The sequence below is a fragment of the Citrobacter sp. RHBSTW-00986 genome, assembly GCF_013783065.1.
In the GTDB taxonomy this organism is placed as follows: domain Bacteria; phylum Pseudomonadota; class Gammaproteobacteria; order Enterobacterales; family Enterobacteriaceae; genus Citrobacter; species Citrobacter braakii.
This window is the reverse complement of record NZ_CP056200.1, coordinates 2,176,133-2,202,191: the sequence shown is the minus strand read 5'-3', so window position 1 is coordinate 2,202,191 and position 26,059 is coordinate 2,176,133. Positions and strand designations below refer to the sequence as shown.

The window sequence follows — 26,059 nt, the reverse complement described above, 5'->3', positions numbered from 1 at the left end:
ATGAGTTTTTATCAGGAACTGCAAAAACAAACCGCTGAGGACCGTCAGCGGTTACTGGCATCGCCAATCATCGCCCGCTGCCAGCAAGGCGATATTTCCCGCGCAATGTATATCCACTTTCTGACGCAGGCATATTACCACGTCAGCCATACCGTACCGCTGCTGATGTGCGCCGGCAGTCGTCTTGGTGCTTCACATGAAGCAGTGCGAGGAGCCATTGCCGAATATATTGATGAAGAGTACGGACATCAGGAATGGATCCTCAATGATATTCGCACCTGTGGTGGCGACGCGGAAAAAGTCAGAAATGGAACGCCTGGGCTGCCAATCGAAATGATGATCGCTTACCTCTACTATCGTATTGAACGAATCAATCCAATGAGCCTCTTTGGCATGGTCCAGGTACTGGAAGGTACCAGCGTGTCGATAGCATCAGCCGTTGCCGCACAAGTTGAGCATACGCTGGCGCTACCTGAGCAGGCTACCACTTATCTGCGTTCACATGGCGAGCTTGATCAGGGACATTTGCGATTTTTTGCATCTCTGATGGATACCATTACCGATAAGGACGATCAGACTGCCATTATCCACACCGCCCGTCGTGTTTATAACTTGTATGGGCAGATGCTTGAGCAACTGGGAAATGACGCAAATGAACCTGCATGACAAGACGGTTTTACTCACCGGCGCAAGCGGGGGTATCGGTCAATCGCTGGCACTGTCGCTGGCGAAAAAAGGGGCACGGCTTTGCCTTGTCGGGCGCAACGAACAGGCAATGAAGCTTCTGCAACAGACACTTCCCTATGCGGAGCGGCACAGCATTGCGCTAATGCGTAATTATTCTGATGATGAAATCAACGCGCTGGCCGCACGATTTAGCCAGGATGGTGGGCTGGATATCCTGATAAACAATGCGGGAAGTAGTCGCTTTGCGTTGTTTGAACAGCAATCTTTTGACGATATTCGTGAGCAGATCCGCGCCAACATTGAGATCCCGGCCTTACTCACCCGTGCTTTAATGCAAAAGATGAATACACCAGGGATCGTGCTCAATATAGGGTCTATCTTTGGGGAAATTGGTCATCCAGCCTGGAGCGTTTACAGTGCGACCAAAGCAGCGACACACCGTTTTTCTGAAGCATTAGGGCGTGAATTACAGGGTAGCGGCATCACGGTACTGTATGCCGCTCCGCGTTCAACAGAAACCTTGCTGAACAACGAACATGTGTATGCCCTGAATCAGAAACTCGGCAACAGTAGCGATTCCCCCGACTTTGTTGCCGCGCGACTCACCCGTCTACTTGAAACTGAACAGAAACGCTACCGCTTTGGCGTGATGGAACGCCTGTTTGTCAAAATCAATGCCTGGTTTCCCACCGTCATCGATGGGGCATTAGGAAAGAAATTACCTGTGATTCAGTTATTTGCCAGAAAACCGCTCAAGGGAGAACATAAATGAGAATTCTACATGTACTCATTATTGCGACAGTGATACCTGTCTCTGCAATGGCGAATACGACGCTGGAAGATTTACAGCATGAGTGGTCCATTTGCCAATATCAGACGTTAGCCGCGAAAAAAGAGAGTTGTTTCAGTGCGCTTAGCCAAAAGACCCACAATGCTATTCAAGCTAACAATACCGATGCACCGTTGTTAATCTGGTCAGGTATTATTGACAGCAGTTGGGCTGGCGCCAAAGGCGGTCTTGGCGCGCTGAGCCTTGTTAAACAGGCGCGCAGTAATCTGGAAAAAGCCATTGAGATTGATCCAGGCGCATTGCAGGGGTCAGCCTGGACTAGCCTCGGTGCGCTGTATTATCAGGTACCAGGCTGGCCGATTGGTTTTGGTGATAAAGAAAAAGCCGAAGAAATGTTAAAGAAAGCGCTGGCGATCAATCCTGACGGTATTGACCCTAACTATTTTTATGGTGACTTTCTATTGCAGGAGAAAAAAAACCAGGACGCGAAGCGCTATCTGGATAAAGCACTGAAAGCTCCGGCGCGCCCAGGACGAGAGATTGCTGATAATGGACGCCGTCGTGATATTGCGAAGGATCTGGCCAGTATTAAGTAAAAAACCAGTACCCGCAGAATATACTGTGCCGCCCACTGTTCCCTGTGAACGGTACAGACATTCCCTTTTTCCTTTGACGAGAATAGCCATCACTGTGGTGATGCCTTCGTCTTTTTCAGGCTTGTCATCCACACCCAGCTCACCTATTGTAGGCGTCATTTCAGCACCGTCTGGCAGACTCTCAATTTTCTGACAGCATAGCGGACACCAAATAAGATGGGCGCTATCCATGAAATTGTTAACTACAGTGCGTAAAAAAGCCCTAATTATCTCGTTGAGTTCAAAATCAAAATGGTTGAACGCTCAGATCGACCAGAGATCTCCGTGGCGAAACTCGCTCGTGAGCATGGAATCAACGATAATCGGCTGTTCAAGTGGCCAAATGTACTGTGCCACTACAGATTGACCAGGTTCGGCAACACGACGGCGATGAGGCCTGAACATTTGCCGCTCAGTTGAATCGCGCTTTTACTGGGCACATAACACAGGAAATCCATTGCATCACGTACCGCCTGACGCGTTTCAGGCACTACGCTGGGATGATTGTTAAGCACCCGCGATACAGTAGCCGTTGATACTCCTGCTTTTTTTGCAACATCTTTAATGGAAGCCATGATGATGAAATGTGTCCTCTAAAAAGTAATGTCACTATAAAGTGTGATAGAGGTCAAAGATGTAAGCCAGTTCACATGTTGTTGCGTTACATGAAACCCAGTTCGCGCTCTCACTTCCATTGGCGTTAGCGCCGCAAAAAATTCAATCCCCGCGAGTTTGCTGATTTACGAGGTATTATAGGGTCTGAGGTGCGACGGGCAGCTGCATGGACTGTCTCCCGACGGATAAATGCCTTTCCTTAGTGTTTAAAACGTTCATTTCTTACACAAAGCCGCCCATCAGCCCTCCTCAAAATTAATGAACACATCTAATAAACCCTAGCTAATTACCCCATCTAATCGAATAAATAACTTTGCGTTATGCTTTTCCTCGACAACAGCCAAAGGATAACGTCATGCAAACTGTAAAACTGAACAACGGTATTGAAATGCCCCTGCTGGGCTTTGGTGTGTTTCAAATGTCTGATGCCGCTGAATGCGAAAGAGCCGTGATTGATGCCATCGATACGGGATACCGCCTGATCGATACCGCCGCGTCTTACCAGAATGAAACCCAGGTCGGGAACGCTCTGAAACAAAGCGGTATCGACCGTAACGAACTCTTTGTAACGACCAAGCTGTGGCTGCAGGATACTAATTACGAAGGCGCTAAAGCCCAGTTCGAACGCTCCCTGAATCGTCTGCAACTTGATTATGTTGACCTGTATCTGATTCACCAGCCTTACGGTGATGTTCATGGGGCATGGCGTGCCATGGAAGAATTACAACAGGAAGGAAAAATTCGCGCCATTGGCGTCAGCAACTTCCATCCTGACAGACTGGCCGACCTTATCGCCTTCAACAACGTGGCTCCTGCGGTAAACCAGATTGAAGTTAACCCCTTCAACCAGCAGCTGCATGCCGTTCCCTGGAATCAAAGCCGTGGCATTCAGCCGGAAGCCTGGGCTCCGTTTGCTGAGGGGAAAAATGGTCTGTTCCAGCATCCCGTATTAACGGCAATTGGTCAGAAGTACGGCAAAAGCGTGGGCCAGGTTGTTCTGCGTTGGATCTTCCAGCGAGGCATCATTTCACTGGCGAAATCGGTGCGCAAAGAACGCATGGCAGAGAACATTAACATTCTCGATTTTGAACTCAGTTCTGAAGATATGCTGCAGATTGCTGCCCTCGACACTGCAACCAGCGCCTTCTTCTCTCACCGCGATCCGGCGATGGTGGAATGGCTGACCGGCCGCAAACTTGATGTTTAAGTCGCGATAAAAGAGGTATTCATTCAATGCAAAAACGTTATCTGGGTAAATCCCGACTCGAAGTATCCGCGCTTGGGCTCGGCTGCATGGGCTTAAGCCATGGCTACGGTCCGGCGACCGATACCCGTCAGGCTATCGAGCTCATTCGCGCTGCGGTTGAACGTGGTGTCACCTTCTTCGATACCGCTGAAGTGTATGGCCCCTTTCTTAATGAAGAGGTTGTAGGCGAAGCCTTAAAACCGTTTCGTGACCGTGTGGTTATTGCCACCAAGTTTGGTTTTACCTTCGGCGCGGACAACAAGCAGCAGATTTTAAACAGCCGCCCGGAGCATATCCGTGAAGCTGTGGAAGGATCATTACGCCGCCTTAAGACTAATGTCATTGATCTGCTGTACCAACACCGTGTCGACCCGGATGTCCCTATTGAAGATGTTGCGGGAACCGTGAAAGACCTGATAGCGGAAGGCAAAGTCAAACATTTCGGTCTGTCCGAAGCGGGCGCACAAACCATTCGTCGTGCGCATGCTGTTCAACCGGTTACTGCGCTGCAAAGCGAATACTCTCTATGGTGGCGCGAGCCTGAGCAGGAGATCCTGCCTTTACTGGAGGAACTGGGTATTGGTTTCGTTCCCTTCAGCCCATTAGGCAAAGGCTTCCTGACGGGATCGATTAAGCCAGGAACCACTTTTGGCAAGGATGATTATCGCAGCACCGTGCCGCGTTTCGCCGAGCAGGCGATTGAAGCCAATGAAAAGCTGGTCTCCTTGCTGGGTGAACTGGCGGCAGAGAAAGGTGTGACGTCTGCACAAATCGCGCTGGCATGGCTGTTGGCACAAAAGCCGTGGATTGTTCCTATCCCTGGTACCACCAAACTACACCGGCTGGAGGAAAACCTGGGGGCTGCCGACATCATTCTTTCACAGAAGGATACGCAGCAGATAACCCAGGCGCTGGAAACGATTAACATCGTCGGTGAACGTTACTCTCCTGAGCACCAGGCCCGCGTAGGCCGTTAATATCCGAACGGGTCTACGGACCCGTTATTGGGCGTAGCGAAGTGCATCGATCATCAGCGCAAATGCGGGCGGGTGCTGCTTACGGCTCGGGTAGTAGAGATAATAGCCGGGAAAAGATGGACACCAGTCCTGCAGAACCTGAATAAGCTCTCCTGACTTTATATAATCCTGCACCCTGTCTTCAGGCATACAGGCAATGCCAAAACCGGATAAAGCAGCATCAATCCTTTCTGCCTGCTGATTAAACGTTACCTGCCCTTCCACTCTGACCCGTAACGGTTTCCCTTCCTTCTCAAACTCCCAGTGATAAAGCCCACCGGCAGTCGGCAGGCGCATATTGATGCACCGATGATTTTGTAGCTCGTGCGGCGTTTCAGGTGCAGGGTTTGCCGCGAAGTAAGACGGTGCTCCCACCACGGCCATGCGCATGTCCGGGCCAATTCTTACAGCAACCATATCCTTATCCACGCTTTCGCCCAGGCGGATCCCGGCATCAAAACGGCCCTCAACAATATCGACAAAGCCGTTATCAACCACCAGTTCGAGATTAATTTCCGGATATTCCCTGAGGAAAGGTTTTAACTTTGGCCATACCAGACTTCGCGCGGCATGCTCCCCAGCAGATAAGCGGATATTGCCGGAGGCAGTGCCGTTCAGTTGAACCAGCGATTCCAGCTCCTGTTCAAGATCGGCAATACGCGGTTCAAGGCAGGCAATAATTCGCTCACCGGCTTCCGTAGGGGCAACGCTTCGGGTCGTACGGGTCAGAAGGCGGATATTGAGCCTTTCCTCCAGCGCCTTCATCGCATGGCTGAGTGCAGACTGAGAAACACCCAGTTTGCCCGCTGCTTTGGTAAAACTTCGCTCCCTTGCCACCACCAGAAAGATTTGCAGTTCGTTGAAGTTTTCTTTAAGCATCGGCGATTTCCTTATGGTGGCATTCCCTTCATCGCGCACTCATGAAGGGTGTTCATAGACACAATCATTTTAGCCCTATTACTGACAATAATGATAATTGATATTCTGACTGTAGAGAAAATAAGTCTGAATTATCAGAAGGTTTATCATGAAAATACTCATTGCAGGCGCGACCGGAAGTATTGGTCTTCATGTCGTGAATACCGCTATCGAAATGGGTCATCAGCCCGTGGCGCTGGTCAGAAATAAACGGAAAGTAAAATTACTTCCGCGTGGAACGGATGTTTTTTACGGCGATGTTTCAATGCCTGAAACACTTACCGATTTGCCGAAAGATATTGATGCCATCATCTTCACGCTCGGTTCCGATGGCCAGGGGCGTATTGGCGCCAGAGCGATAGATTACGGCGGTGTGCGTAACATTTTACGACTCTTCAGGGATACACCTGTACGCATCGGTTTAATGACCACGATTGGCGTGACTGAACGACTCAGTACCTGGAATCAACGCACTGAGGTTCATGACTGGAAAAGACGTGCCGAACGTCTGGTCAGAGCGAGTGGTCACCCCTATACCATCGTCAGACCCGGCTGGTTTGATTACAACAATGATGATGAACACAGAATTGTTTTGCTCCAGGGGGATCGTCGCCATGCAGGAACACCAGAAGATGGTGTGATATCAAGGCAGCAAATCGCCCAGGTTCTGGTCAGTGCCCTGACCAACGAGGCAGCAAAAAATAAAACGTTTGAGCTGGTGGCCGAACGAGGCGAAGCACCGCAGGATCTTACTCCACTGTTTGCAGACCTGCAGGCTGATGATCCACAAAAAAATGATGGCGTTTTAGATATAGACAATATGCCTTTGTATGAAGAACCTGAGTGCATTATTAACGAGCTGAACCGCACGGGGTTGCTGAAATCTATAAATAAATCATAAGCATCTCGACAAGGCTGTATCATCGCCCTCTTATAATGAACGTTAATTTATGTTCACAACAGAAGACATCATCGATAAGATAACCCGAGCGATTGATTTAAACTTACACAAATCGCTGAAGGTAAGTTTAGCGTATCGATGATCAGGCATGCTTCAGCCAGTTTCGGAATATTTGCGCTTGCAGTATTCCCTGAAAATCAATCAGCCCTGAGCAACCAAGTTTCTTGATCAGATTCTGCCTGGCCTGGTAAATGGTTTTTAAGTGTAGATTTAACATGGCAGATATCTCAAAAACAGTTCGCCCCTCCCCTAGCTGCGTTAAAATATATTTATCTCGCGCAGTCAAGGAGATATTGAGTTCCGATTGATGCTCGTGCTTTCCACCAGCACGAGTAATATCAATAATAAATTGCTTGATTGAGGCAACATCGCTATCTACTGGCAGTCTGTAAAGTGAGATGTCATTGAGATACTGATACAGATGGCCATCAATCAGCAGCACCAGGCGATATGTATTCAGATCGTAATTTTGCTTTTTTACCGCGTCAAAGTGATTAGCGGTGAAGAAAACAAATCGCGCCTTGTCATCTTCAAAAACGATATCTGCAAGGATATTCTTTAACCCTTGCCTGATATAGATATCATCAATCCATAAAACTGCGTTTCCAGCATGTTCCTGCATGATGTTCATCATTATGACCTCAACGAAAAATCACCATTGACCTCACCGGGCTGCGAAGTTTTATCGAGTTGAAGATGTGCCAGAATCTGTGAATAGAGATCGGTCAGTATCACATTCTTCTCATTCTTCAACTGCGTGCTGAATGCCTGAATAAGAACATCATTACTGATACAACCCTGTTTTAACATGACATTACGCTCTATATCCTTATACAAAGCGCAGCGGAAAATAAAATCTTCCGGAATTGAATTAGCCATATCAACTCCATAATATGCAGTCATAAAAATAAGAGGATGCTATGTATAGTCTTAATCCAAACAGCGAAGCGACAGAACTTACATCATACAATAATTGTGCTGTGTATTTATATTAATGTGCTATCTCATTAGACGTCATCAGCCGTATAACGTAACACTATTTCCAGGGTTTTTCTGATAATGTCTGCCTTGACAACGTCAGTTGTTGACTCCAGAGAACTAATCAGGCTTAAAATGATGTTTTTATTATTAACATTATCACCTGCCAGAATTACATTTGTCACCGCCTGCCCCAATACCACTGACTCATCTGCTAATAGTTCACCTGCATTATGGAAGTAACTTGATAAAGCTTTATCCGTCATTACACTGTGGACATTAATTTCATGAAGCATGTTAACCTCGCTTGTATAGTCTGGAGAATTATCTTTAATGTAATTTAGGGTTTTTGCTGGCACTGAAAGCACTCTCATCTCTCGTTTGTTCCGGTTTTCTGCTTATCTTCCCCGGATTAACATTTGTGAAATCATTGATAACGCTGTCAATTAATTGTTTACGTGTACCATCCATTTCACTGGCATGCATAAGCCGCAATTGCTTAATCAGTGCAGCTAACGAAACGTCTTTATGCATTCGCAAAATTTCTAGCACAGCCAAACCTGTAATTTCATGTTTCAAGCGTTCACTGTCAGGTTTCTTCATAACTCCTTCACTACTTACCCATTATCATAGTAGGGCTTTATTTTATTCGAAAAGCAGGCCGATTAACGCATTGTAATGTTTCTGTTCATTCTCACCTGATGCATTTTCAAGACGGTGCAGAAGTTTGGTACACAGTGATTTGCGACTGAGATTGCGCCCATCTTTTAGTATCTCAGTCACGATTTCGCCCAACGTTTCCTGTTGGGTTGGCAGATGCGCTTTAGCAAAGTAACGAGAAATCGCGCTTGCAGAATCAGTGCGAACGGTATGCTGCTGCATGGAGTGCTCCTGTAACAAAATGCTGGTGAATATTAAGTTTTATAACAGTAGCAAAGCTGTACCGAAAATGTGTACAACATAGCACGCTAATTTTTAGCAAAAAATGCTAAATAAATTAAATCATGTAGTTACGATGTTTCAAATCTTCATGAAATTCAATTTCTTTGTACAAATCACTTTGTGTTATCAATGAAATTGATCTGTATTAGCCCGATCACTTGTAAAGACAAAGTTAGAATTATGTATTAAAATCAGGGCGTAACCTGGTTTGTCTGATACTGACCAGACCTCTTCTCCTTCCTTGATCCCGGACTGTCCATGCTCACGACCATTATTTACCGTAGCCATCTACGTGAAGACGCCCCTCTCAAAGCGCTTGAGGATATGGTGACAGCCGCAAATATCAAAAACAGGCGATCAGATGTTACGGGGATCTTACTCTTTAACGGCCATCACTTTTTCCAACTGCTTGAAGGCCCAGAGGAGCAGGTAAAAGAGATCTATCGTTGTATTTGTAACGACCCCCGGCACCACAATATCGTTGAACTGATGTGTGATTACGCGCCTGCGAGAAGATTCGGAAATGTAGGGATGGAGTTATTTGATTTACAAAAACATGAACGGAATGACGTCCTGCAAGCTGTACTCAATAAGGGTACGTCCAAATTTCAGCTCACGTATGATGACAGAGCATTACAGTTTTTCCGCACATTTGTCCTCGCCACGGAAAAATCGAGCTATTTTGAAATACCTGCGCCTGATTACTGGAGTTTTATAACCGACAATACCTGTACCATCCTGGATGAAAGCACACTCCCGTCAGATACAGATTTCAGCTTTGCTTTTCAACCAATTATCGATCCTATGTCACAGCGCGTCATTGCGCTGGAAGCCCTTATTCGCGGTAAAGACGGTGAAACGCCCGCAACGTATTTTGACAAATTCAAACCTGAAGATGTGTATACCGCTGATCTGCAGAGCAAAAAGACTGCATTTGCAATGGCAAGCGCACTGGGACTTAATCACAAAATGCTGTCGGTTAATCTGTTACCCATGACCCTGGTAAACAGACCCGATGCAGTCAGCTTTCTTATAAACGAAATCGCGGCGCATGGACTGGTGCCTGAACAAATCATTGTTGAGTTTACCGAAAGTGAAGTTATTTCGCGTTTTGATACGTTCGCGCAGGCCGTGAAGTCACTCAAGGCAGCGGGAATATGTGTGGCGATAGATCATTTCGGGGCAGGTTTTGCCGGGCTTCAGCTTTTGTCTCGCTTTCAACCGGACCGAATTAAGATAAGCCGCGAACTCATCACTGATGTGCATAAAAGTGGACCACGGCAGGCCATCATTCAGGCCATAATCAAATGCTGCGCTTCACTGGAGATAATGATTTCTGCGGTCGGCGTCGAAAAACCTGAAGAGTGGATGTGGCTTGAATCCGCGGGTATTGAGATCTTCCAGGGTAACCTGTTTGCAAGAGCCTGCCTGAATGGTACTCCGTCTGTCGCGTGGCCAGAGAAAAAATGATTTCTCAGCGTTATAATAATTAACGTATTGTTATTACACAATAATCCCACCACCTCTTTTATGCTGAACATAAAAATTCAGCATTTACTCCCTACGTGATAGTAAAGTAAATCTTAATTTTGCTAGAATCCTATGTATGTTTTGTACAATTTGATGCATGTTGTACAAAGTAGCAGGAACCGCATATCGGTGACGGAGAATCATGAGTGTCTGGGGGAATTATGGCTTATTACAGCATTGGGGATGTCGCAGAACGTTGCGGGATAAATCCTGTCACCCTTCGGGCATGGCAACGACGTTACGGTTTACTCAAACCTCAACGCAGCGAAGGTGGCCACCGACTCTTTGATGAAGAGGATATTCAACGTATTGAAGAAATAAAACGTTGGATTAGCAGTGGCACACCCGTTGGCAAAGTTAAAGCATTGCTGGAAACCAGTACTCGTGAAACTGACGACGACTGGAATCAATTGCAAGAAGAGATGATGGGCATTCTTCGTATGGCGTATCCCCCGAAGCTGCGAGCCAAAATTATCGCACTCGGTCGCGCCTACCCCGTAGATGCGTTGATTGATCGCGTTTATCTTCCTGTGCGTCAGCGGTTGATACTTGACCATAATACATCCCGCATCATGAACAGTATGCTTGATGGCGCATTGATTGAATATGTAGCAACCCTGCTGTCTGAAACGCGCCGCAAATCAGGGAAAGATGCCATCCTGATGGCTTGGGATGTTGAAGACCGAACCCGTTTATGGCTCGAAGCCTGGCGTTTATCGCAATCGGGCTGGCATATTGCCGTGCTTGCTGAACCCATTGAATCGCCAAGACCTGAACTTTTCCCCGGGCAAACGCTTTTTGTCTGGACTGGTATTACGCCAACCCGCAGACAAAATGAACTTCTACAACACTGGAACGAACAAGGTTATAAAGTCATTTTTCACAGCCCGTAACCAACATGTATCGCAGTAATGAGCTGAGTGAGATAAATCTTACTAATTCTCATTTTTTGGGTGGTTATTTTGAATGCCATCCAATGAATCTGTGTTCACCACCAGCCTGACTTAATACCCGCAGTAGCATAAAAACAAAACAATATACTCACCCGTGGGTATTATTTTTTTGCAAACGACATCACCTTTTTCCTAAGTAAAATTTATTAGATCAACTGGCGCACGCCTAATACTTATTCTAGGGTTAAACCATGTCTTCTTGTACCACATTATTGTTTTTCTAAAGTAATAAATGTGGTTATTTGAAAAAGGTAAAGGATATGGCTCTAGTCTTAGACAAACGCTTAATTCTTTGTTGCTGCGCCTTTTCCATTGTTCCCGTGGCAAATGCAGCAACCGTTAACGGAACATTTCAGGTACTGATGACGATTCAAAAGGCCTGTACCGTGACTGCCGGTTCGGCTTCAAATATCACGCTTGGGCCGGTGAATACCACGGCAACAAATACCAATGCAAGCAACACGATTTCGATTAATTGCTCAAAAACCACGCCCTATTTTATCGGTCTGGCGCCGTCGGCCGCCAATGGGGGAACGACGACGGGCTCAGGCGCCATGTCCTCCGTGGCTAACGCTGCCACCAATACCGATAAAGTGCCCTACCAGCTAAATCGAACATCAGCAACAGGTCCGGTGTGGGGGAACACCGCCACCGACACCGCGCCTGGAAACGGCGTAGCGGCGACGGGGACCGGGCTGGTGCAAACGTTTACGGTTTATGCCACCGCACCGAGCGCCAACTTCACTCCTGACGACTATGCCGACACGGTAACGGTTAACGTTAACTACTAACTTCAGGAAGCCACATGAGAGTAAAACTGCCTGTTCAGCAGTGTGCCTGCGCATGCCTGTTAGGGATGGTTGCGAGCCTCAACCCTGCCGCCGCCAGCGGGCTGCAAATCGCCCCGGTCACATTAACTTTGCTCGCGACGCAAAATGCCGATGGTATCTGGCTTAGTAATGCGGGTGAAAATGTGCTCAATGCCCAGGTTCGGGTTTTTCGCTGGAGCCAGAGCGCTTACGGCGACAAACTTTCCCCCTCTCAGGGGCTGGTCATTAGCCCGCCGATGCTGGCATTAGCCCCTGGAGAACGTCAGTTGATTCGCGTTATTCGGACCGGCCCACCTTCGGCACATGCTGAAGACGCTTATCGGTTATCGATAGATGAGTTACCGCCTGCAAAAGTAGAAAAAAATAAGCTTCAGTTTGTGCTGCATTATTCCGTTCCCGTTTTCATTCAACCAACATCACCAGCGCAAACGCAGGCTAAATTGCAATGGAAATTACAACAGCTTGATGGCAAAAAATTTATTGAAGTGAGTAACCAGGGAAATGGGCATGCACAATTATCTGCTGCAACATTTATAAGCCCTGACGGTGCTAAAAAAGTTATTACGCCCGGACTGTTAGGCTACGTTTTACCCGGCTCAACAATGCGCTGGATAGTCTCTCCGTCGGCCAGTAATACTCATGATGGCGGGAAAGTTGAAGTCACAATCAATGGCCAAAAAACAGTACAAGATCTGTAACAGATCCTGGCTTCTGGTGAAATATTGCTTTCTCAATGGAGTATTAATATCGGGAATGGTTTGCGCACAAACGCTGAATAATAACCAGAGCGAAGATGGTGTTATTAATGGCGCAGCGCAGCTCGTGGGGGTCAATTTGTATCTCGACGTCACCTTAAATGGGAATCCCGTTGGGCTGGTGCATTTGGGTTACGATAATGGAAAGCTCTATGCAGGGGCAGATACCCTGCGAAAAATGGGCTTTCGCTTTGCGCCTGACGCCACTCACGCCGTCTGCCTGAACGATATCCCCGAGCTAACGATTGACTATAACGTTCAGTTGCAAACGCTTTCGCTTACTGCACCACTCAGTTCACTCGATCTTGCGACCACGCAGCTTAACTCCCCCGTAGAGACCGCGCCGACGGCGACAACATCACGCGGAGCGCTGCTCAATTACGATATCTATACCCAACAGGGGGATGAAAGCGCAATAAATACCTTCAGCGAACTCCGCGCTTTCAATGCTGCAGGCGTGCTCAGCACCACCCAGTTGACGCAGTATTCCACCGAGGAAAATGCGGATAACAGCGTTGAGCGACTCGATACCAGCTGGCGTACGTCATTTCCCGAAACGATGCTGGCGGTAACCGTTGGCGATACCCTGACCAGTTCACTTATCTGGTCCCGGCCGACGCGTATCGGCGGCATTCAGATAGGAACCGATTTTGGTTTGCGGCCCTATATGCCAACCACCCCGCTCCCTGCATATCTTGGCTCCGCAACGTTGCCGTCAAACGTTGAGCTGTACGTCGACGGCGTCAGGTACTACAACGGAGAAGTCCCCGCGGGTAGCTTTCAGATCAACACAATGCCGAACATCAGCGGCGCGGGAACGGGTCAGGTAATGATGACGGATGCGCTGGGCAGAACGAGCGTACAAAATTTCTCGTTCTACAACGATCAGCAACTCCTGCGGGAAGGATTAACTGCCTGGTCTGCAGAATTGGGTACGGTACGCGAAAACTATGGTTACTCCTCTTTTGATTATGCCAGCGCACCGGTACTGAGCGGTACATGGCGTCGGGGGTTTAGCAATACGTTCACCGCCGGGACTCACGCTGAAACCAGCGATGGACTGATTAACGCGGGCTTCAGTAACGACTGGATCCCAGGCACCCGCAGCGGCACGTTTTCGACCTCAATTGCCGCAAGTACCGACGCAGGAAAGAACGGTTTTCTGTACAGTTTTGGTTACCGTTGGTCCGGCGAACGGTTTAATTTCAGTACCAGTACGACGGCCACTTCCGGTGATTATCATGATGTCGCCACCCATTATGGCGAGCCGCCACCGACGCTTAACAGCAATACGGTCATTGGCTATTCGCTGGAAGCTGCCGGTAATGTCAGCCTGAGTTACCTGCAGTTTCGTTATCCGCACGAAAATGCGGTGCGCTACGCCAACGCCAGCTGGTTCAAATCGATCACCGACAACATTTCACTAAATGCCGGATTCAACCAAAACATCGACGATAACCGCGATCGCAGTCTCTATCTGATGGTGACAATGACCACTGATAACAATCTCAGTGCCAGCAGCACCCTACAACGCACCAATGATGAGACCGGCTACCAGCTCAACGCCAGCCTGACGCCTCCTGCCGACGGCGGTTGGGGCTGGAATCTGGCCGCCAGTCAGCAGGCTTCCCGGCAAAGCGGTCAGGGAGAAGTGGGATATCTGGGTCGTTATGGTAAAGCGTACGCGGGATTCAGCCGTTTACCGGATAACCATTACGGCTACGCAGGCGCCACCGGATCGCTTGTTACCATGGGAGGCGGCCTGTTTGCAGCACGTGAAATCAACAATGGCTTTGCCGTCGTATCAACTGACGGCGTTCCTGACGTCCCGATTAAATTACAAAATAACCTGATTGGTCGCAGCGACGACCAGGGGCTATTGCTGGTCACGCCGCTGAACAGTTATCAAAAAAACCTGATCAGTATTGACCCAATGGATCTCCCCGCCAATATGCGGATCGCACGCGTTGAGACGAATGCAACGCCTGCCGATCGTTCCGGTACATTGGTTAGCTTTGGCATTACCCCGGTACGCGCTGCGCAGGTCATCCTCGTCGACAATCAGGGTAAACCCATTCCCGAAGGCAGCATGGCATACGCCATCAACGAAACAGGACAATCGTCTGTCGTTGGTTTTGATGGGATGACCTGGTTCGACACGCTGGAACAGCACAACGCGCTACGCGTTGAGACAGACACCGGCAGTTGTCGCGTGCAATTTGACTATCCCGCTTCCGCAAAGGGGATTGTGCAAATAGGTCCACTGGTTTGCCGGCCACACTAACAGGAGTGCGCTCATGAGGTTAAGGCATCTGTTACTCATCGCAGCCGTACTCTTTTGTCCGGCGATTAGCCATGCCGTAACCTGTTCGGTGAGCAATGTACAACCCATAAATTTGGGCTCAGTCAATCCGCTGTCTGCGACAGGCGCAACGTCATCAATGACGTTCAACTACACCTGCACCAAAGAGCTTGGCGACGCGCTGGCAGGGATCAACCTCTGTTTTAATATTGGCGCCTCAGCCGTCAGTGGCCAGGTGACACCCCGAAATATGTCATTAAACGGAACACCTGCCAGAACGCTGGCATACCAGCTTTACCAGGATGCCGGACACACCAAAGTCTGGGGGAGTCAGTATCAGTCGGGAACAACTTTTCCAATGGTACAGCTTAACCTGCTGAATCTGACGCCAGTGACGGGCTCACTCACGGTATCAGCGCAGATTGTCACGCCACAAACCTCAGCGGTCCCCGGAAGCTATCAGGATAGCTATACGGCGGCGACAGCCCTTGTCACCCTCAATCCTGGATTGCTTTTCCCGCCGACCACCTGTGGCGATACCGTTGCCGCCAGGCTTCCCTTCACCGTATCGGCGACGGTCAGCAAACAGTGCAATATCACCTCTGCAACCAATATTAGCTTTGCGCCCGCCGGGGCGACCGGGCGTAACCTAACGGCTTCAAATACCGTGGGCGTAGCATGTTCCAATAACACGCCTTACACCATCGGACTTCAGCCCTCTAACGGCAATACGGCAGGCAGCGGCGTGATGGCCGGCACGGGGTCAAATACGGACAAGGTCCCCTACGAGCTTAGCTCGACGCCGGGGCCGTCCGGAACGGTTTGGGGCAATTCATCGCTCAATACTGTCGCGGGCAACGGTACGGGAACCACCACCACCTACCCGGTTTACGCCACCGTTCCCAGCGCGAACTACACGCCTGACAACTATGCTGATACCGTTACCATCGCCGTGACCTACTGACCCCAGCTTAATCGCAATAAAGCAAATACATTTTATTATCATATTATTTACTTTTAGAGGTGCGTCATAAATCTGACAAATTGCGATTTTTATAAAACATGCATATTAAATTACCCATCCAGCAAAATAACCGAAATATCAGCACGACCAGAGAATAACTATTCACTTCTCAGCTAAAACCCACACGCTTCATGCCGATAAACCGTGTTAGCCGGACAGGCCATTCCATGAAATAAATGTTAAATTTAGGTTCATATGGTGTGATTCACTGTATACCACGGCCAAATTAAGAACATATTACTTTTATAACTAAGGTTTATCATGGATAAGTTATCTTACGCTTCAGATAGCAGCACATCTGCCTGGAATACCTACCTGCAACAAATCGAGCGTGTGGCCCCTTACCTGGGCGAACTTTCCCATTGGGTGGATACCCTGCGCCACCCAAAACGCGCGCTGATTGTCGATATCCCGGTGCAGATGGATGACGGTACTATCCGTCATTTTGAAGGGTATCGCGTGCAACATAACCTCTCCCGCGGGCCGGGCAAAGGCGGTGTGCGTTATCATCCTGATGTTGATCTTAATGAAGTGATGGCCCTGTCCGCATGGATGACCATCAAATGCGCAGCGTTGAACCTGCCGTACGGCGGTGCGAAAGGTGGCGTGCGCGTCGATCCGTTCTCGCTTTCCGAAGGTGAACTGGAGCGTTTAACCCGCCGTTATACCAGCGAAATCGGCATTATCATCGGACCGCAGAAAGACATTCCTGCGCCGGATGTGGGGACTAACGGAAAGGTAATGGCCTGGATGATGGATACCTACTCCATGAACCACGGCACCACCGTGACCAGCGTGGTCACCGGTAAACCTATTCACCTCGGCGGCTCGTTAGGCCGTGATAAAGCCACCGGTCGTGGTGTTTTCGTCAGCGGTCTGGAAGTGGCGCGTCGTGCCAACATAGACGTTGAAGGCGCTCGCGTAGCAGTGCAAGGTTTTGGTAACGTCGGCAGCGAAGCCGCCCGCCTGTTCGCGGCAGCAGGAGCACGCGTGGTCGCGATTCAGGATCACACCGCAACGCTGTTTAACTCAACGGGTATCGACATGGCCGCGTTGTCTGCCTGGCAACTGGAGCACAAACAGATTGCCGGTTTCCCGGGCGCTGAAACCATTGCCAGCGAAGCCTTCTGGAGCCTGGAGATGGATATTCTGATCCCGGCCGCGCTCGAAGGCCAGATCACCCGTCACCGCGCGGAAACGCTGACCTGTAAACTGGTACTCGAAGGCGCTAACGGCCCAACCTATCCGGACGCCGACGACGTTCTGGCAAGCCGCGGTATCGTGGTTGTCCCAGACGTTGTTTGTAACGCCGGCGGCGTAACCGTCAGCTATTTCGAATGGTTTCAGGACATGGCTAGCTTCTTCTGGAGCGAAGAAGAGATTAACAATCGCATGGACAAAATCATGACCGATGCGATGGTACACGTGTGGGAAAAAGCGGCAGAGAAATCCTGCTCACTGCGTACGGCAGCCTACATTGTTGCCTGCGAACGCATTCTACTGGCACGTAAAGATCGCGGAATTTATCCGGGCTAACGCCGAAATCGACCTTGCCTACAAACCACCTGCTCTGCAGGTGGTTTGTTTTCCATACACACCCGTGAATCAGCTTCCCGGCCAAATACGGCCCAACCTCTCATTTTCGCTGTTTTATGCACCATAACGTTCCAATACGGAACATTATTATGTTGCTACGTTTCGTATTGAAACGCCCATTGCAGCAATTTTCTTTTGCCAACCCGTGTGCAAAATTACCTTATCGGCAGCGAGCAGTCGCCGTGGCGTTGTATAACCCGATACCCTACATCAGATGCCTGCCCGAATCTGGCAGCCATCCAGGACTGTCTGCGGAGCATAAATAATGAAAAAATTGATTAACCGTGTTGAAGACGTACTGACTGAACAACTCGCCGGACTGGCGAAAGCGTATCCTTCCCTGGCACTGCATCAGGATCCGGTATATGTCACCCGCGCAGATGCGCCGGTAATGGGCAAAGTGGCGCTGCTTTCCGGCGGCGGCAGCGGACACGAGCCTATGCACTGCGGCTATATTGGTCAGGGCATGCTCTCTGGTGCCTGCCCGGGTGAAATTTTTACCTCACCCACGCCGGATAAAATGTTCGAATGCGCCATGCAAATTGATGGCGGCGAAGGCGTACTGCTGATCATCAAAAATTACACCGGCGATATTCTTAATTTCGAAACCGCCACCGAGCTGTTGCATGAAAGCGGCGTCAAAGTCACCACCATGGTAGTGGATGACGACGTGGCGGTGAAAGACAGTCTGTATACCGCCGGTCGTCGTGGTGTGGCGAATACCGTATTGATCGAAAAACTGGTCGGCGCTGCCGCCGAACGCGGTGACTCACTGGAAGTTTGTGCGGCGCTGGGTCGTAAACTGAATAACCAGGGCCACTCCATTGGGATAGCCATTGGCGCCTGTACCGTTCCGGCCGCCGGACAACCGTCGTTCACGTTGCAGGATAACGAAATGGAGTTTGGCGTGGGTATCCACGGGGAACCGGGCATTGACCGCCGCACCTTCACTTCCCTCGATCAGACCGTTGATGAAATGTTCGATACCCTGCTGGAAAACGGCAACTACAGCCGTACGCTCCGCCACTGGGACAACGTTCAGGGCGCGTGGCAGGAAGGCAAAGAAAGCAAACGCGCGTTGCAAAGCGGCGATCGCGTCATTGCGCTGGTCAATAATCTCGGTGCGACGCCGCTGTCAGAACTCTTCGGCGTGTATAACCGCCTCGAAAGCCGTTGCCAGGACGCCGGCATCGTCATTGAGCGCAACCTGATCGGTTCTTACTGTACCTCTCTGGATATGACCGGCTTCTCAATCACCCTGTTACAGGTGGATGACGACACGCTGAGCCTATGGGATGCACCGGTTCACACCCCTGCTCTCAACTGGGGTAAATAAGGAGATACATGATGTCCCTCAACAGAACACAAATTGTTAACTGGCTCTATCGCTGCGGTGAGATCTTCACCACCGAAAGTGATTTTCTCACCGGTCTTGATCGGGAAATTGGTGATGCCGACCACGGTCTGAACATGCACCGCGGCTTTAGCAAAGTCGTCGAAAAGCTGCCATCCATCGCCGATAAAGACATTGGTTTTATTTTGAAAAACACCGGCATGGTGCTGCTCTCAAGCGTCGGGGGGGCCAGCGGTCCACTGTTTGGTACCTTTTTTATCCGCGCCGCCCAGGTGACCCAGGCTCATCAAAGCCTGACGCTTGAGGAGTTGTATCAAATGATTCGTGATGGCGCAGAAGGTGTGATTAGCCGCGGTAAAGCTGAACCTGGCGACAAAACCATGTGCGATGTCTGGCTGCCGGTAGTGGAATCTTTACGTCAATCCTGCGAGCAAAAGCTGAGCGTACAGGCGGCGCTGGAAGCGGCAAGCCAACAAGCGGAAGCAGCAGCGCAAAGCACCATCACCATGCAGGCCCGCAAAGGCCGCGCCAGCTATCTCGGTGAGCGCAGCATTGGGCATCAGGATCCCGGCGCAACGTCCGTAATGTTTATGATGCAAATGCTGGCTCAGGCGTCCAGAGAGTAAGGATAAAGCGATGGTAAACCTGGTTATTGTTTCTCACAGCGCCCAGTTGGGCGAAGGCGTCGGCGCGCTAGCCCGGCAGATGTTAATGGGTGATGGTTGCAAAATCGCTATTGCCGCAGGCATTGACGATCCTGAGAATCCGATTGGCACCGATCCTATCAAGGTGATGGAAGCCATTGAGTCCGTGGCCGATACGGATCACGTGCTGGTGATGATGGATATCGGTAGTGCGCTACTGAGTGCGGAAACCGCGCTGGAACTGCTCGATCCGGCCATTGCCGCCAAAGTACGTTTGTGCGCCGCGCCGCTGGTCGAAGGCACGCTCGCCGCAACGGTTAGCGCTGCCGCAGGTGCTGACATCGAGCGGGTCATCTGTGATGCCATGAACGCCCTCGACGCCAAATGTGAGCAACTGGGTTTACCTTCGCCATCTGCAGCAAAGCCGACATCTGCCGAATTCGCGCCCGATGCAGATGCTCATTCAGTGGCCATTGTGGTGAAAAACCCAAACGGCATTCATGTGCGTCCGGCTTCACGGCTGGTTTCCGCGCTGTCTGGCTTTAACGCCGATATGTGGCTGGAGAAAAATGGCAAGTGCGTCGTCCCTGATAGCCTGAATCAGATTGCCCTGCTGCAGGTACGCTGTAACGACACGCTGCGCCTGATTGCCAAGGGCGAACAGGCAGAGGATGCGCTGGCCGCATTCAAACAGCTGGCGGCTGAGAATTTTGGTGAATCGCTCGAGCCCGCGCATGCTGATACCGTAGTGACGAAGGTTCCCTCACAGGTCACGGGGACGGCATTCTGTTACACACCGTTCTCACCGCAGGTAAGCCAACAGCCTGTAGCCTCACTCCAGATTGAGCAGCAACGGTTACGGGTCGCTATCCAAAGCACGCTGAGCGACTTAAGCGAGCTAACCGCGCTTGCAGAAGAGAGATATTCCGCAGATATCGCCGCTATTTTCTCCGGTCACCACACGCTGTTGGACGATCCGGATCTGTTCGATATGGCCTGTGATCTAATGCGTGAAACGCAGTGCAGCGCGGCCTGGGCCTGGCATCACGTGCTGAGCGATCTCAGCCAGCAGTATTTACAGCTCGACGATCCTTACCTGCAGGCGCGATACATCGATATTGACGATTTGTTGTCTCGTTCACTGCAGTATTTGACGGGAGAGACTGCACAAATTCCCGCGTTCATCCGCCCCACTATTTTGGTCGCGGAGGTCATCTATCCTTCTACGGTGCTGCAACTCGATCCGAAGACCATCAAAGGCATTTGCCTGCGGGACGGGAGCGAAGCGTCCCACCCGGCGATTATCGCCCGTGCAATGGGGTTATGTTGGTTGTGTCAGCAAGGCGAGGCCATCGAGAGTATCACGATGGGTGATACCCTGACCCTTGACAGCGTGGCCCAGCGGATAACCCGCGCGGGCTGATGTCGGTTGCACGCCCTTTCCCGACAAAGGGTGTGCATCTTTTCGATTCGCGTCGGGAAATGTCTGTTTATTCGCAAAATGGGGCGTCGATCACGCGCAACGGTCGATCCTGAACTAAGGTTTTCTCATGGTAAATGCCGCTGCTTCGGCACACCCTAAGGAGATTAACCGATGATAACGCCTGCAACTCGCCATCCAGGCCTGCTCTCTGTTGCAATAAAACTGACGCTCGCAAGCACCTTTTTTGCCCTTTCCTCTTTTGCCGTCAACGCCGAGGACGCACCAACCGCTACGCCTCAGCCGCCTGATATTTTGCTTGGCCCTCTGTTTAACGATGTACAAACGGCCAAACTGTTTCCTGACCAGAAAACCTTTGCTGATGCCGTTCCTAACAGCGATCCATTAATGATCCTTGCCGATTACCGGATGCAGAAAAACCAGTCCGGATTCGACTTACGTCATTTTGTGGAAGTGAATTTCACCTTGCCGAAAGCTGGCGAGAAATACGTCCCCCCAGCCGGGCAATCGCTGCGCGAGCATATTGACGGACTGTGGCCGGTACTCACCCGTTCGACAACCGACGCTGAAAAATGGGACTCTCTGCTGCCGCTCCCGGAGCCGTATGTCGTGCCTGGCGGGCGTTTTCGCGAAATATATTATTGGGACAGCTATTTCACCATGCTGGGGCTTGCCGAGAGCAATCACTGGGATAAGGTCTCCGACATGGTGGCAAACTTCGCTTACGAGATTGATTCCTGGGGACACATTCCTAACGGCAACCGCACCTACTATCTGAGCCGTTCTCAACCGCCATTCTTTGCCTTTATGGTGGAACTGCTGGCGCAGCATGACGGGGATGACGCGCTGAAAAAATATCTCCCGCAGATGCTCAAAGAATACACCTACTGGATGGAAGGCGTCGAAACGCTCCAGCCCGGTCAGCAGAATAAGCGCGTGGTTAAACTGGATGACGGCACCATTTTGAATCGCTACTGGGATGACCGCGATACGCCGCGGCCAGAGTCCTGGGTGGAGGATATCGCCACAGCGAAAAGCAATCCGAACCGACCGGCCACAGAAATCTACCGCGACCTGCGTTCTGCCGCCGCATCGGGTTGGGACTTTAGTTCCCGCTGGATGGATAACCCCAATCAACTAGGCACCCTGCGCACCACCAGCATCGTTCCGGTCGATCTCAATGCGTTGATGTACAAAATGGAAAAGATGATCGCCCTCGCCAGCAAGGCCGCCGGGGATAATGCCAAAGCTGCACAATATGAAGGCTTCGCTAATGCCCGACAAAAAGGGATCGAAAAGCACCTGTGGAACGACAAAGAAGGCTGGTATGCCGATTACGATCTGAAGAGCCACAAAGTACGTAACCAACTCACGGCCGCCGCCTTGTTCCCGTTGTATGTCAATGCAGCAGCAAAAGATCGCGCCAGTAAAGTGGCCGCGGCAACCCAGGCGCATTTGCTGCAACCCGGCGGCCTGGCCACCACGTCGGTGAAAAATGGCCAGCAGTGGGATGCTCCCAACGGCTGGGCCCCGCTCCAGTGGGTCGCCGCATCGGGATTACAGAATTACGGTCAGGATAACGTCGCCATGGACGTGACCTGGCGATTCCTCACCAACGTGCAGCACACCTACGATCGTGAGAAAAAGCTGGTTGAAAAGTATGACGTGAGCAGCACAGGCACTGGCGGAGGCGGCGGCGAATATCCGTTGCAGGATGGTTTTGGCTGGACCAACGGCGTAACGCTAAAAATGCTCGACCTGATCTGTGCCAAAGAAAAGCCCTGTGACAGCGTGCCCGCATCGCGCCCGGCCCCGGCAAGTACCACGCCAGTCGAGCCTAAAAAACAGGCTCAGCCGACGTCTTAATGCCGTTACCTGAAGCGTTTTACTCCCCGAATCCGCGCTGCGTCGCGGATTTTTTCTGGCTTATATTTCGCCATTCCTGTTGTCTCTACGCCATCTAGCCCTTATGGGGTATTCCGGGTTTTCATCCGTGAGAAATTGATTCTGAACATGTTTTTATTCGCTGTATATGTAAATATATAGCGATTTTATCACCTTCAGGATAACAATTATGCCACTGACAAGACGGATGTTTGCCCAGCTTGTGGCATCTGCACTGCTGCTACGCCATCTTCCCGCCTTGGCTCAAACGCCGCTAACCGTTGCCGTTGGAGGCCACCCAGCGCCAGAGGCGACCCAACGCGTGGTCAGCGCAGGCGCACCCGCCGACATGCTGCTGCTGGCCGTCGCGCCGGAAAAACTGGTTGGTTTTTCATCCTTTGATTTTTCTCATCAGACCGCCATCCCGTTTCACGAAGACATTCGGGCTTTACCGAAACTGGGCAAGCTGGCGGGACGCGCCAGCACACTCTCGCTTGAAGCGCTACTGGCGCTTAAACCCGACCTGGTGATTGACTGCGGCAATGCCGATGAAACCTGGCTTTCTCAGGCCAGACAAGTCAACGCGCAAACGCAAATTCCCTGGCTGCTGATTAATGGCGAACTGCGGCTCAGCCCGCAACAGCTACTCGCGGCAGGTGAAGCGCTGGGAGTTGCAACACGGGCCAGGACTCAGGCCAAACTGGCCCAGCGTTTTATTGATGAAGCCCTCGCGTTTTCACACTCTCCCGCAGCAAAGCTGCGTTTTTATGCCGCGCGCGGCGCCCGCGGACTTGAAACAGGATTACAAGGTTCATTGCATACCGAAGCGGCAGAACTACTGGGATTACACAATGTGGCGCAAATTCCTGGGCGGCACGGGCTGGCGCAGGTTTCAATGGAAAACCTGTTGAGCTGGCAGCCCGATATTATTCTGGTACAGGATGCGATTACGGCACAGTACCTGCGAGAAGATCCCGTCTGGCAAGGAGTCAAAGCGGTTGCCGATCGGCGCATTCTGTTTCTCAGCGGCCTGCCGTTTGGCTGGCTGGACGCGCCTCCCGGCATCAATCGTTTGCTGGGGTTACGCCGTCTGCATGCCTGGCTTGATCCACAGGTTGAAGCGGGCTTTAAAACCGATATGCAGCGCTACAGTGAACTGTTCTGGCACACCACGTTAAGCGACGCACAGTATCAACAACTGGTGAGCGTCTGATGAAAACATCTACCCTCGGTTTTCTGATGATTACGACGGTGGTGCTTTGCGCGAGCATCGCCGCGGTGTCTGGTGCTTATCGCCTCGATGCACAACAGGTCGTGGATCTTATTGCGGGCAGGGATGGCGTCCCGATGCAGGACAAAATCGTCTTCTGGCAAATCCGACTGCCGCGCATTCTGGCTGCATTGTTACTCGGCGCAGCGCTGGCTGGCGCAGGAACCACCTATCAGGGAATGTTCCGTAACCCACTGGTTTCGCCGGATATCCTCGGCGTGGCGGCCGGTGCCGGTTTGGGCGCCTGTACGGCAATCCTGCTGGGGCTACCAATCCTGTTTATTCAGCTGTATGCGTTCACTGGCGGTTTGTTAGTGGTCGCCGGTGTCTGGCTGATTACCCGGCGAGTCAAGCGTCACGATCCGGTGTTAACACTGGTGCTGGTCGGGATTGCGCTGGGTACGGTCTGCGGAGCAGGAATTTCACTCATCAAAACGCTGGCCGACCCGTATACCCAACTTCCGTCGATCACCTTCTGGCTGCTCGGCGGTTTATCGACAATTACTCTGCACGATCTTTGGTTCTCAGCACCGCTGATCCTTGCTGGACTGGTCCCGTTATTGCTGCTGCGCTGGCGCATGAACCTGCTCACTCTGTCGGATGATGAAGCCCGATCGCTTGGGATCAACGTCTCCCGACTGCGGCTGGGACTGATCGTCTGCGCAACGTTAGTCACCGCCTGTACCGTCGCCATTGCCGGCATTATCGGCTGGATTGGACTGGTGGTGCCGCACATCGGCAGACTCCTCAGCGGGAATAACCACCAGCAGTTACTGCCGGTGTCCATGGGGATCGGCGCCATTTTACTCCTGCTCACCGACACCCTCGCCCGCACGCTGAGCCGCACGGAAATCCCGCTGGGGATCCTGACTGCATTTATTGGCGCACCGTTCTTTTTGCTGCTTTTGCTGCGAGGAAACCGCCCATGACGCTATTACTCGTGCGCCACGCGTCGCTGGGATACCACAGTAAACAACCCGTGTTACGCGATATCTCCTTTCAGGTTTCGCCCGGTTCTGTCTGTTGTCTGATTGGTGCTAACGGCAGCGGTAAAACCACCCTGATGCGCACCATTCTCGGCGTTCTTCCGCCGCTTCGCGGTGACATTCTGCTTGATGGCGTCGCAGTGAATCATCTCAGCGATCGGGAACGCGCCGCAGCCATCGCCTGGGTTCCTCAGGCGCACGACGGCGCGTTTGCCTTCACCGCCCTGGACATGGTGATGATGGGACTGGCCCCGCAACTGGCGGCATTTGCGGTTCCCGGCGCTAAAGAGCGTGAAATTGCGCATCAGCAACTGGCGATGCTGGAGATTTCTCACCTGGCACTTCGACGCTGGAACACCCTGAGCGGCGGCGAACGGCAACTGGTGTTGATCGCTCGCGCGCTGGCGCAACGTCCGCGTCTTTTATTGCTGGATGAACCCGCATCCAGCCTTGATTTTGGGCATCAAATCCGTCTGCTCGACACGCTGGTGACGCTGAAAAATTCCGGTATGGCCCTGCTGATGTCGACCCATCACCCGTTGCACGCCCGGGCAATCGCCGACAGCGTGGTACGGGTTGAACCAAACGGCGAGGTGTCGCAGGGTCTGCCTGAACATCAGCTCGCCGCCGACCGCCTGGCCGCGCTGTATCGCGTTACACCGTCACAAATTACCCACCATCTTTATGGTTCACTCAATTAAG

Annotated in this window: 27 protein-coding genes and 1 pseudogene; 21 read left to right on the top strand and 7 right to left on the bottom strand. The window is 51.1% G+C overall.

From position 1 onward, the window contains the following. The 4 genes from HV345_RS10875 to HV345_RS26680 all read left to right on the top strand — a co-directional run bounded on the left by HV345_RS10875 (nucleotide 1) and on the right by HV345_RS26680 (nucleotide 2,532). Nucleotides 1–666: a TenA family transcriptional regulator gene (locus HV345_RS10875; protein ID WP_047416676.1), complete on the top strand. Its 666-nt coding sequence runs from the start codon at nucleotides 1–3 to the stop codon at nucleotides 664–666. Next, the gene (locus HV345_RS10870) at nucleotides 644–1,459 is read left to right on the top strand and encodes an SDR family oxidoreductase (RefSeq protein WP_230852504.1); all 816 of its coding nucleotides are present in this window, start codon (nucleotides 644–646) and stop codon (nucleotides 1,457–1,459) included. The genes HV345_RS10875 and HV345_RS10870 overlap by 23 nt, the downstream gene beginning before the upstream one ends. After that, nucleotides 1,456–2,073 (top strand): TRAP transporter TatT component family protein, encoded by a 618-nt coding sequence (locus HV345_RS10865; RefSeq protein WP_109017614.1) that lies wholly within the window; start codon nucleotides 1,456–1,458, stop codon nucleotides 2,071–2,073. The genes HV345_RS10870 and HV345_RS10865 overlap by 4 nt, the downstream gene beginning before the upstream one ends. Nucleotides 2,074–2,364: 291 nt before the next feature. Continuing rightward, nucleotides 2,365–2,532, top strand: coding sequence for a transposase (locus tag HV345_RS26680; RefSeq protein WP_181636617.1), 168 nt, complete (start codon nucleotides 2,365–2,367; stop codon nucleotides 2,530–2,532). Here HV345_RS26680 and HV345_RS10855 read toward each other — a convergent pair. Further along, nucleotides 2,475–2,687, bottom strand: a pseudogene (locus HV345_RS10855) (LacI family DNA-binding transcriptional regulator); the annotation flags it as partial. The gene HV345_RS26680 and the pseudogene HV345_RS10855 sit on opposite strands and share 58 nt — an antisense overlap. 395 nt (nucleotides 2,688–3,082) lie before the next feature. Between HV345_RS10855 and HV345_RS10850 the strand changes: the two are divergent. Both HV345_RS10850 and HV345_RS10845 read left to right on the top strand, forming a co-directional pair. Continuing rightward, nucleotides 3,083–3,934, top strand: coding sequence for an aldo/keto reductase (locus tag HV345_RS10850; protein ID WP_142417387.1), 852 nt, complete (start codon nucleotides 3,083–3,085; stop codon nucleotides 3,932–3,934). 26 nt (nucleotides 3,935–3,960) lie between these two features. After that, complete coding sequence (locus HV345_RS10845) at nucleotides 3,961–4,950, top strand: aldo/keto reductase (RefSeq protein ID WP_181636616.1); 990 nt, start codon at nucleotides 3,961–3,963, stop codon at nucleotides 4,948–4,950. A gap of 24 nt (nucleotides 4,951–4,974) precedes the next feature. Here the strand turns inward: HV345_RS10845 and HV345_RS10840 are convergent, their stop codons facing one another. Beyond that, nucleotides 4,975–5,868: a LysR family transcriptional regulator gene (locus HV345_RS10840; RefSeq protein WP_016156764.1), complete on the bottom strand. Its 894-nt coding sequence runs from the start codon at nucleotides 5,866–5,868 to the stop codon at nucleotides 4,975–4,977. A 148-nt stretch (nucleotides 5,869–6,016) separates the two neighbouring features. On the opposite strand from HV345_RS10840, the gene HV345_RS10835 reads away from it, so the two are divergent. Further along, nucleotides 6,017–6,808, top strand: a complete 792-nt coding sequence (locus tag HV345_RS10835) for an SDR family oxidoreductase (protein WP_047358276.1) — start codon at nucleotides 6,017–6,019, stop codon at nucleotides 6,806–6,808. A 142-nt stretch (nucleotides 6,809–6,950) separates the two neighbouring features. On the opposite strand, the gene HV345_RS10830 is transcribed toward HV345_RS10835, so the two are convergent. The 5 genes from HV345_RS10830 to ycgZ all read right to left on the bottom strand — a co-directional run bounded on the left by HV345_RS10830 (nucleotide 6,951) and on the right by ycgZ (nucleotide 8,728). Further along, complete coding sequence (locus HV345_RS10830) at nucleotides 6,951–7,502, bottom strand: LuxR C-terminal-related transcriptional regulator (RefSeq protein ID WP_181636615.1); 552 nt, start codon at nucleotides 7,500–7,502, stop codon at nucleotides 6,951–6,953. After that, complete coding sequence (locus tag HV345_RS10825) at nucleotides 7,502–7,747, bottom strand: hypothetical protein (RefSeq protein WP_016156767.1); 246 nt, start codon at nucleotides 7,745–7,747, stop codon at nucleotides 7,502–7,504. The genes HV345_RS10830 and HV345_RS10825 overlap by 1 nt, the downstream gene beginning before the upstream one ends. Before the next feature lie 128 nt (nucleotides 7,748–7,875). After that, complete coding sequence (locus HV345_RS10820) at nucleotides 7,876–8,142, bottom strand: biofilm development regulator YmgB/AriR family protein (protein WP_016153343.1); 267 nt, start codon at nucleotides 8,140–8,142, stop codon at nucleotides 7,876–7,878. 34 nt (nucleotides 8,143–8,176) lie between these two features. After that, nucleotides 8,177–8,449, bottom strand: coding sequence for a hypothetical protein (locus HV345_RS10815; protein WP_047358278.1), 273 nt, complete (start codon nucleotides 8,447–8,449; stop codon nucleotides 8,177–8,179). Between the two features lie 42 nt (nucleotides 8,450–8,491). Beyond that, nucleotides 8,492–8,728, bottom strand: a complete 237-nt coding sequence (gene ycgZ, locus HV345_RS10810) for a regulatory protein YcgZ (RefSeq protein ID WP_016153345.1) — start codon at nucleotides 8,726–8,728, stop codon at nucleotides 8,492–8,494. Between the two features lie 318 nt (nucleotides 8,729–9,046). Between ycgZ and HV345_RS10805 the strand changes: the two genes are divergently transcribed. The 14 genes from HV345_RS10805 (at nucleotide 9,047) to HV345_RS10740 (ending at nucleotide 26,058) form a co-directional block, all read left to right on the top strand. Beyond that, complete coding sequence (locus tag HV345_RS10805; protein WP_016156768.1) at nucleotides 9,047–10,258, top strand: diguanylate phosphodiesterase; 1,212 nt, start codon at nucleotides 9,047–9,049, stop codon at nucleotides 10,256–10,258. A gap of 221 nt (nucleotides 10,259–10,479) precedes the next feature. Beyond that, nucleotides 10,480–11,211: a MerR family transcriptional regulator gene (locus tag HV345_RS10800; RefSeq protein ID WP_032931597.1), complete on the top strand. Its 732-nt coding sequence runs from the start codon at nucleotides 10,480–10,482 to the stop codon at nucleotides 11,209–11,211. Nucleotides 11,212–11,531: 320 nt separating this feature from the next. Further along, on the top strand, nucleotides 11,532–12,062 hold the full coding sequence (locus HV345_RS10795; RefSeq protein ID WP_181636614.1) for a spore coat protein U domain-containing protein: 531 nt from the start codon (nucleotides 11,532–11,534) through the stop codon (nucleotides 12,060–12,062). A gap of 14 nt (nucleotides 12,063–12,076) precedes the next feature. After that, nucleotides 12,077–12,799, top strand: a complete 723-nt coding sequence (locus HV345_RS10790) for a molecular chaperone (RefSeq protein WP_141875269.1) — start codon at nucleotides 12,077–12,079, stop codon at nucleotides 12,797–12,799. Between the two features lie 55 nt (nucleotides 12,800–12,854). After that, entirely contained in the window at nucleotides 12,855–15,140 is a 2,286-nt protein-coding gene (locus HV345_RS10785; RefSeq protein WP_181636613.1) for a fimbria/pilus outer membrane usher protein, read from the top strand. Between the two features lie 13 nt (nucleotides 15,141–15,153). Continuing rightward, on the top strand, nucleotides 15,154–16,122 hold the full coding sequence (locus HV345_RS10780; protein WP_181636612.1) for a spore coat protein U domain-containing protein: 969 nt from the start codon (nucleotides 15,154–15,156) through the stop codon (nucleotides 16,120–16,122). 321 nt (nucleotides 16,123–16,443) lie between these two features. Then, nucleotides 16,444–17,718 (top strand): Glu/Leu/Phe/Val dehydrogenase, encoded by a 1,275-nt coding sequence (locus HV345_RS10775; protein WP_181636611.1) that lies wholly within the window; start codon nucleotides 16,444–16,446, stop codon nucleotides 17,716–17,718. Between the two features lie 325 nt (nucleotides 17,719–18,043). Beyond that, the gene (gene dhaK / locus HV345_RS10770; RefSeq protein WP_016153353.1) at nucleotides 18,044–19,114 is read left to right on the top strand and encodes a dihydroxyacetone kinase subunit DhaK; all 1,071 of its coding nucleotides are present in this window, start codon (nucleotides 18,044–18,046) and stop codon (nucleotides 19,112–19,114) included. Nucleotides 19,115–19,125: 11 nt separating this feature from the next. Next, nucleotides 19,126–19,758, top strand: coding sequence for a dihydroxyacetone kinase subunit DhaL (gene dhaL, locus HV345_RS10765; RefSeq protein WP_016153354.1), 633 nt, complete (start codon nucleotides 19,126–19,128; stop codon nucleotides 19,756–19,758). A gap of 10 nt (nucleotides 19,759–19,768) precedes the next feature. After that, entirely contained in the window at nucleotides 19,769–21,199 is a 1,431-nt protein-coding gene (gene dhaM / locus HV345_RS10760; RefSeq protein ID WP_181636610.1) for a dihydroxyacetone kinase phosphoryl donor subunit DhaM, read from the top strand. A gap of 171 nt (nucleotides 21,200–21,370) precedes the next feature. After that, nucleotides 21,371–23,083, top strand: a complete 1,713-nt coding sequence (locus tag HV345_RS10755) for an alpha,alpha-trehalase (protein ID WP_181636609.1) — start codon at nucleotides 21,371–21,373, stop codon at nucleotides 23,081–23,083. A 208-nt stretch (nucleotides 23,084–23,291) separates the two neighbouring features. Next, entirely contained in the window at nucleotides 23,292–24,314 is a 1,023-nt protein-coding gene (locus HV345_RS10750; RefSeq protein WP_153646314.1) for an ABC transporter substrate-binding protein, read from the top strand. Between the two features lie 26 nt (nucleotides 24,315–24,340). Continuing rightward, the gene (locus HV345_RS10745; protein ID WP_369707202.1) at nucleotides 24,341–25,300 is read left to right on the top strand and encodes a FecCD family ABC transporter permease; all 960 of its coding nucleotides are present in this window, start codon (nucleotides 24,341–24,343) and stop codon (nucleotides 25,298–25,300) included. Then, nucleotides 25,297–26,058, top strand: coding sequence for an ABC transporter ATP-binding protein (locus HV345_RS10740; RefSeq protein ID WP_046275011.1), 762 nt, complete (start codon nucleotides 25,297–25,299; stop codon nucleotides 26,056–26,058). The genes HV345_RS10745 and HV345_RS10740 overlap by 4 nt, the downstream gene beginning before the upstream one ends. Nucleotide 26,059: the final 1 nt, after the last annotated feature.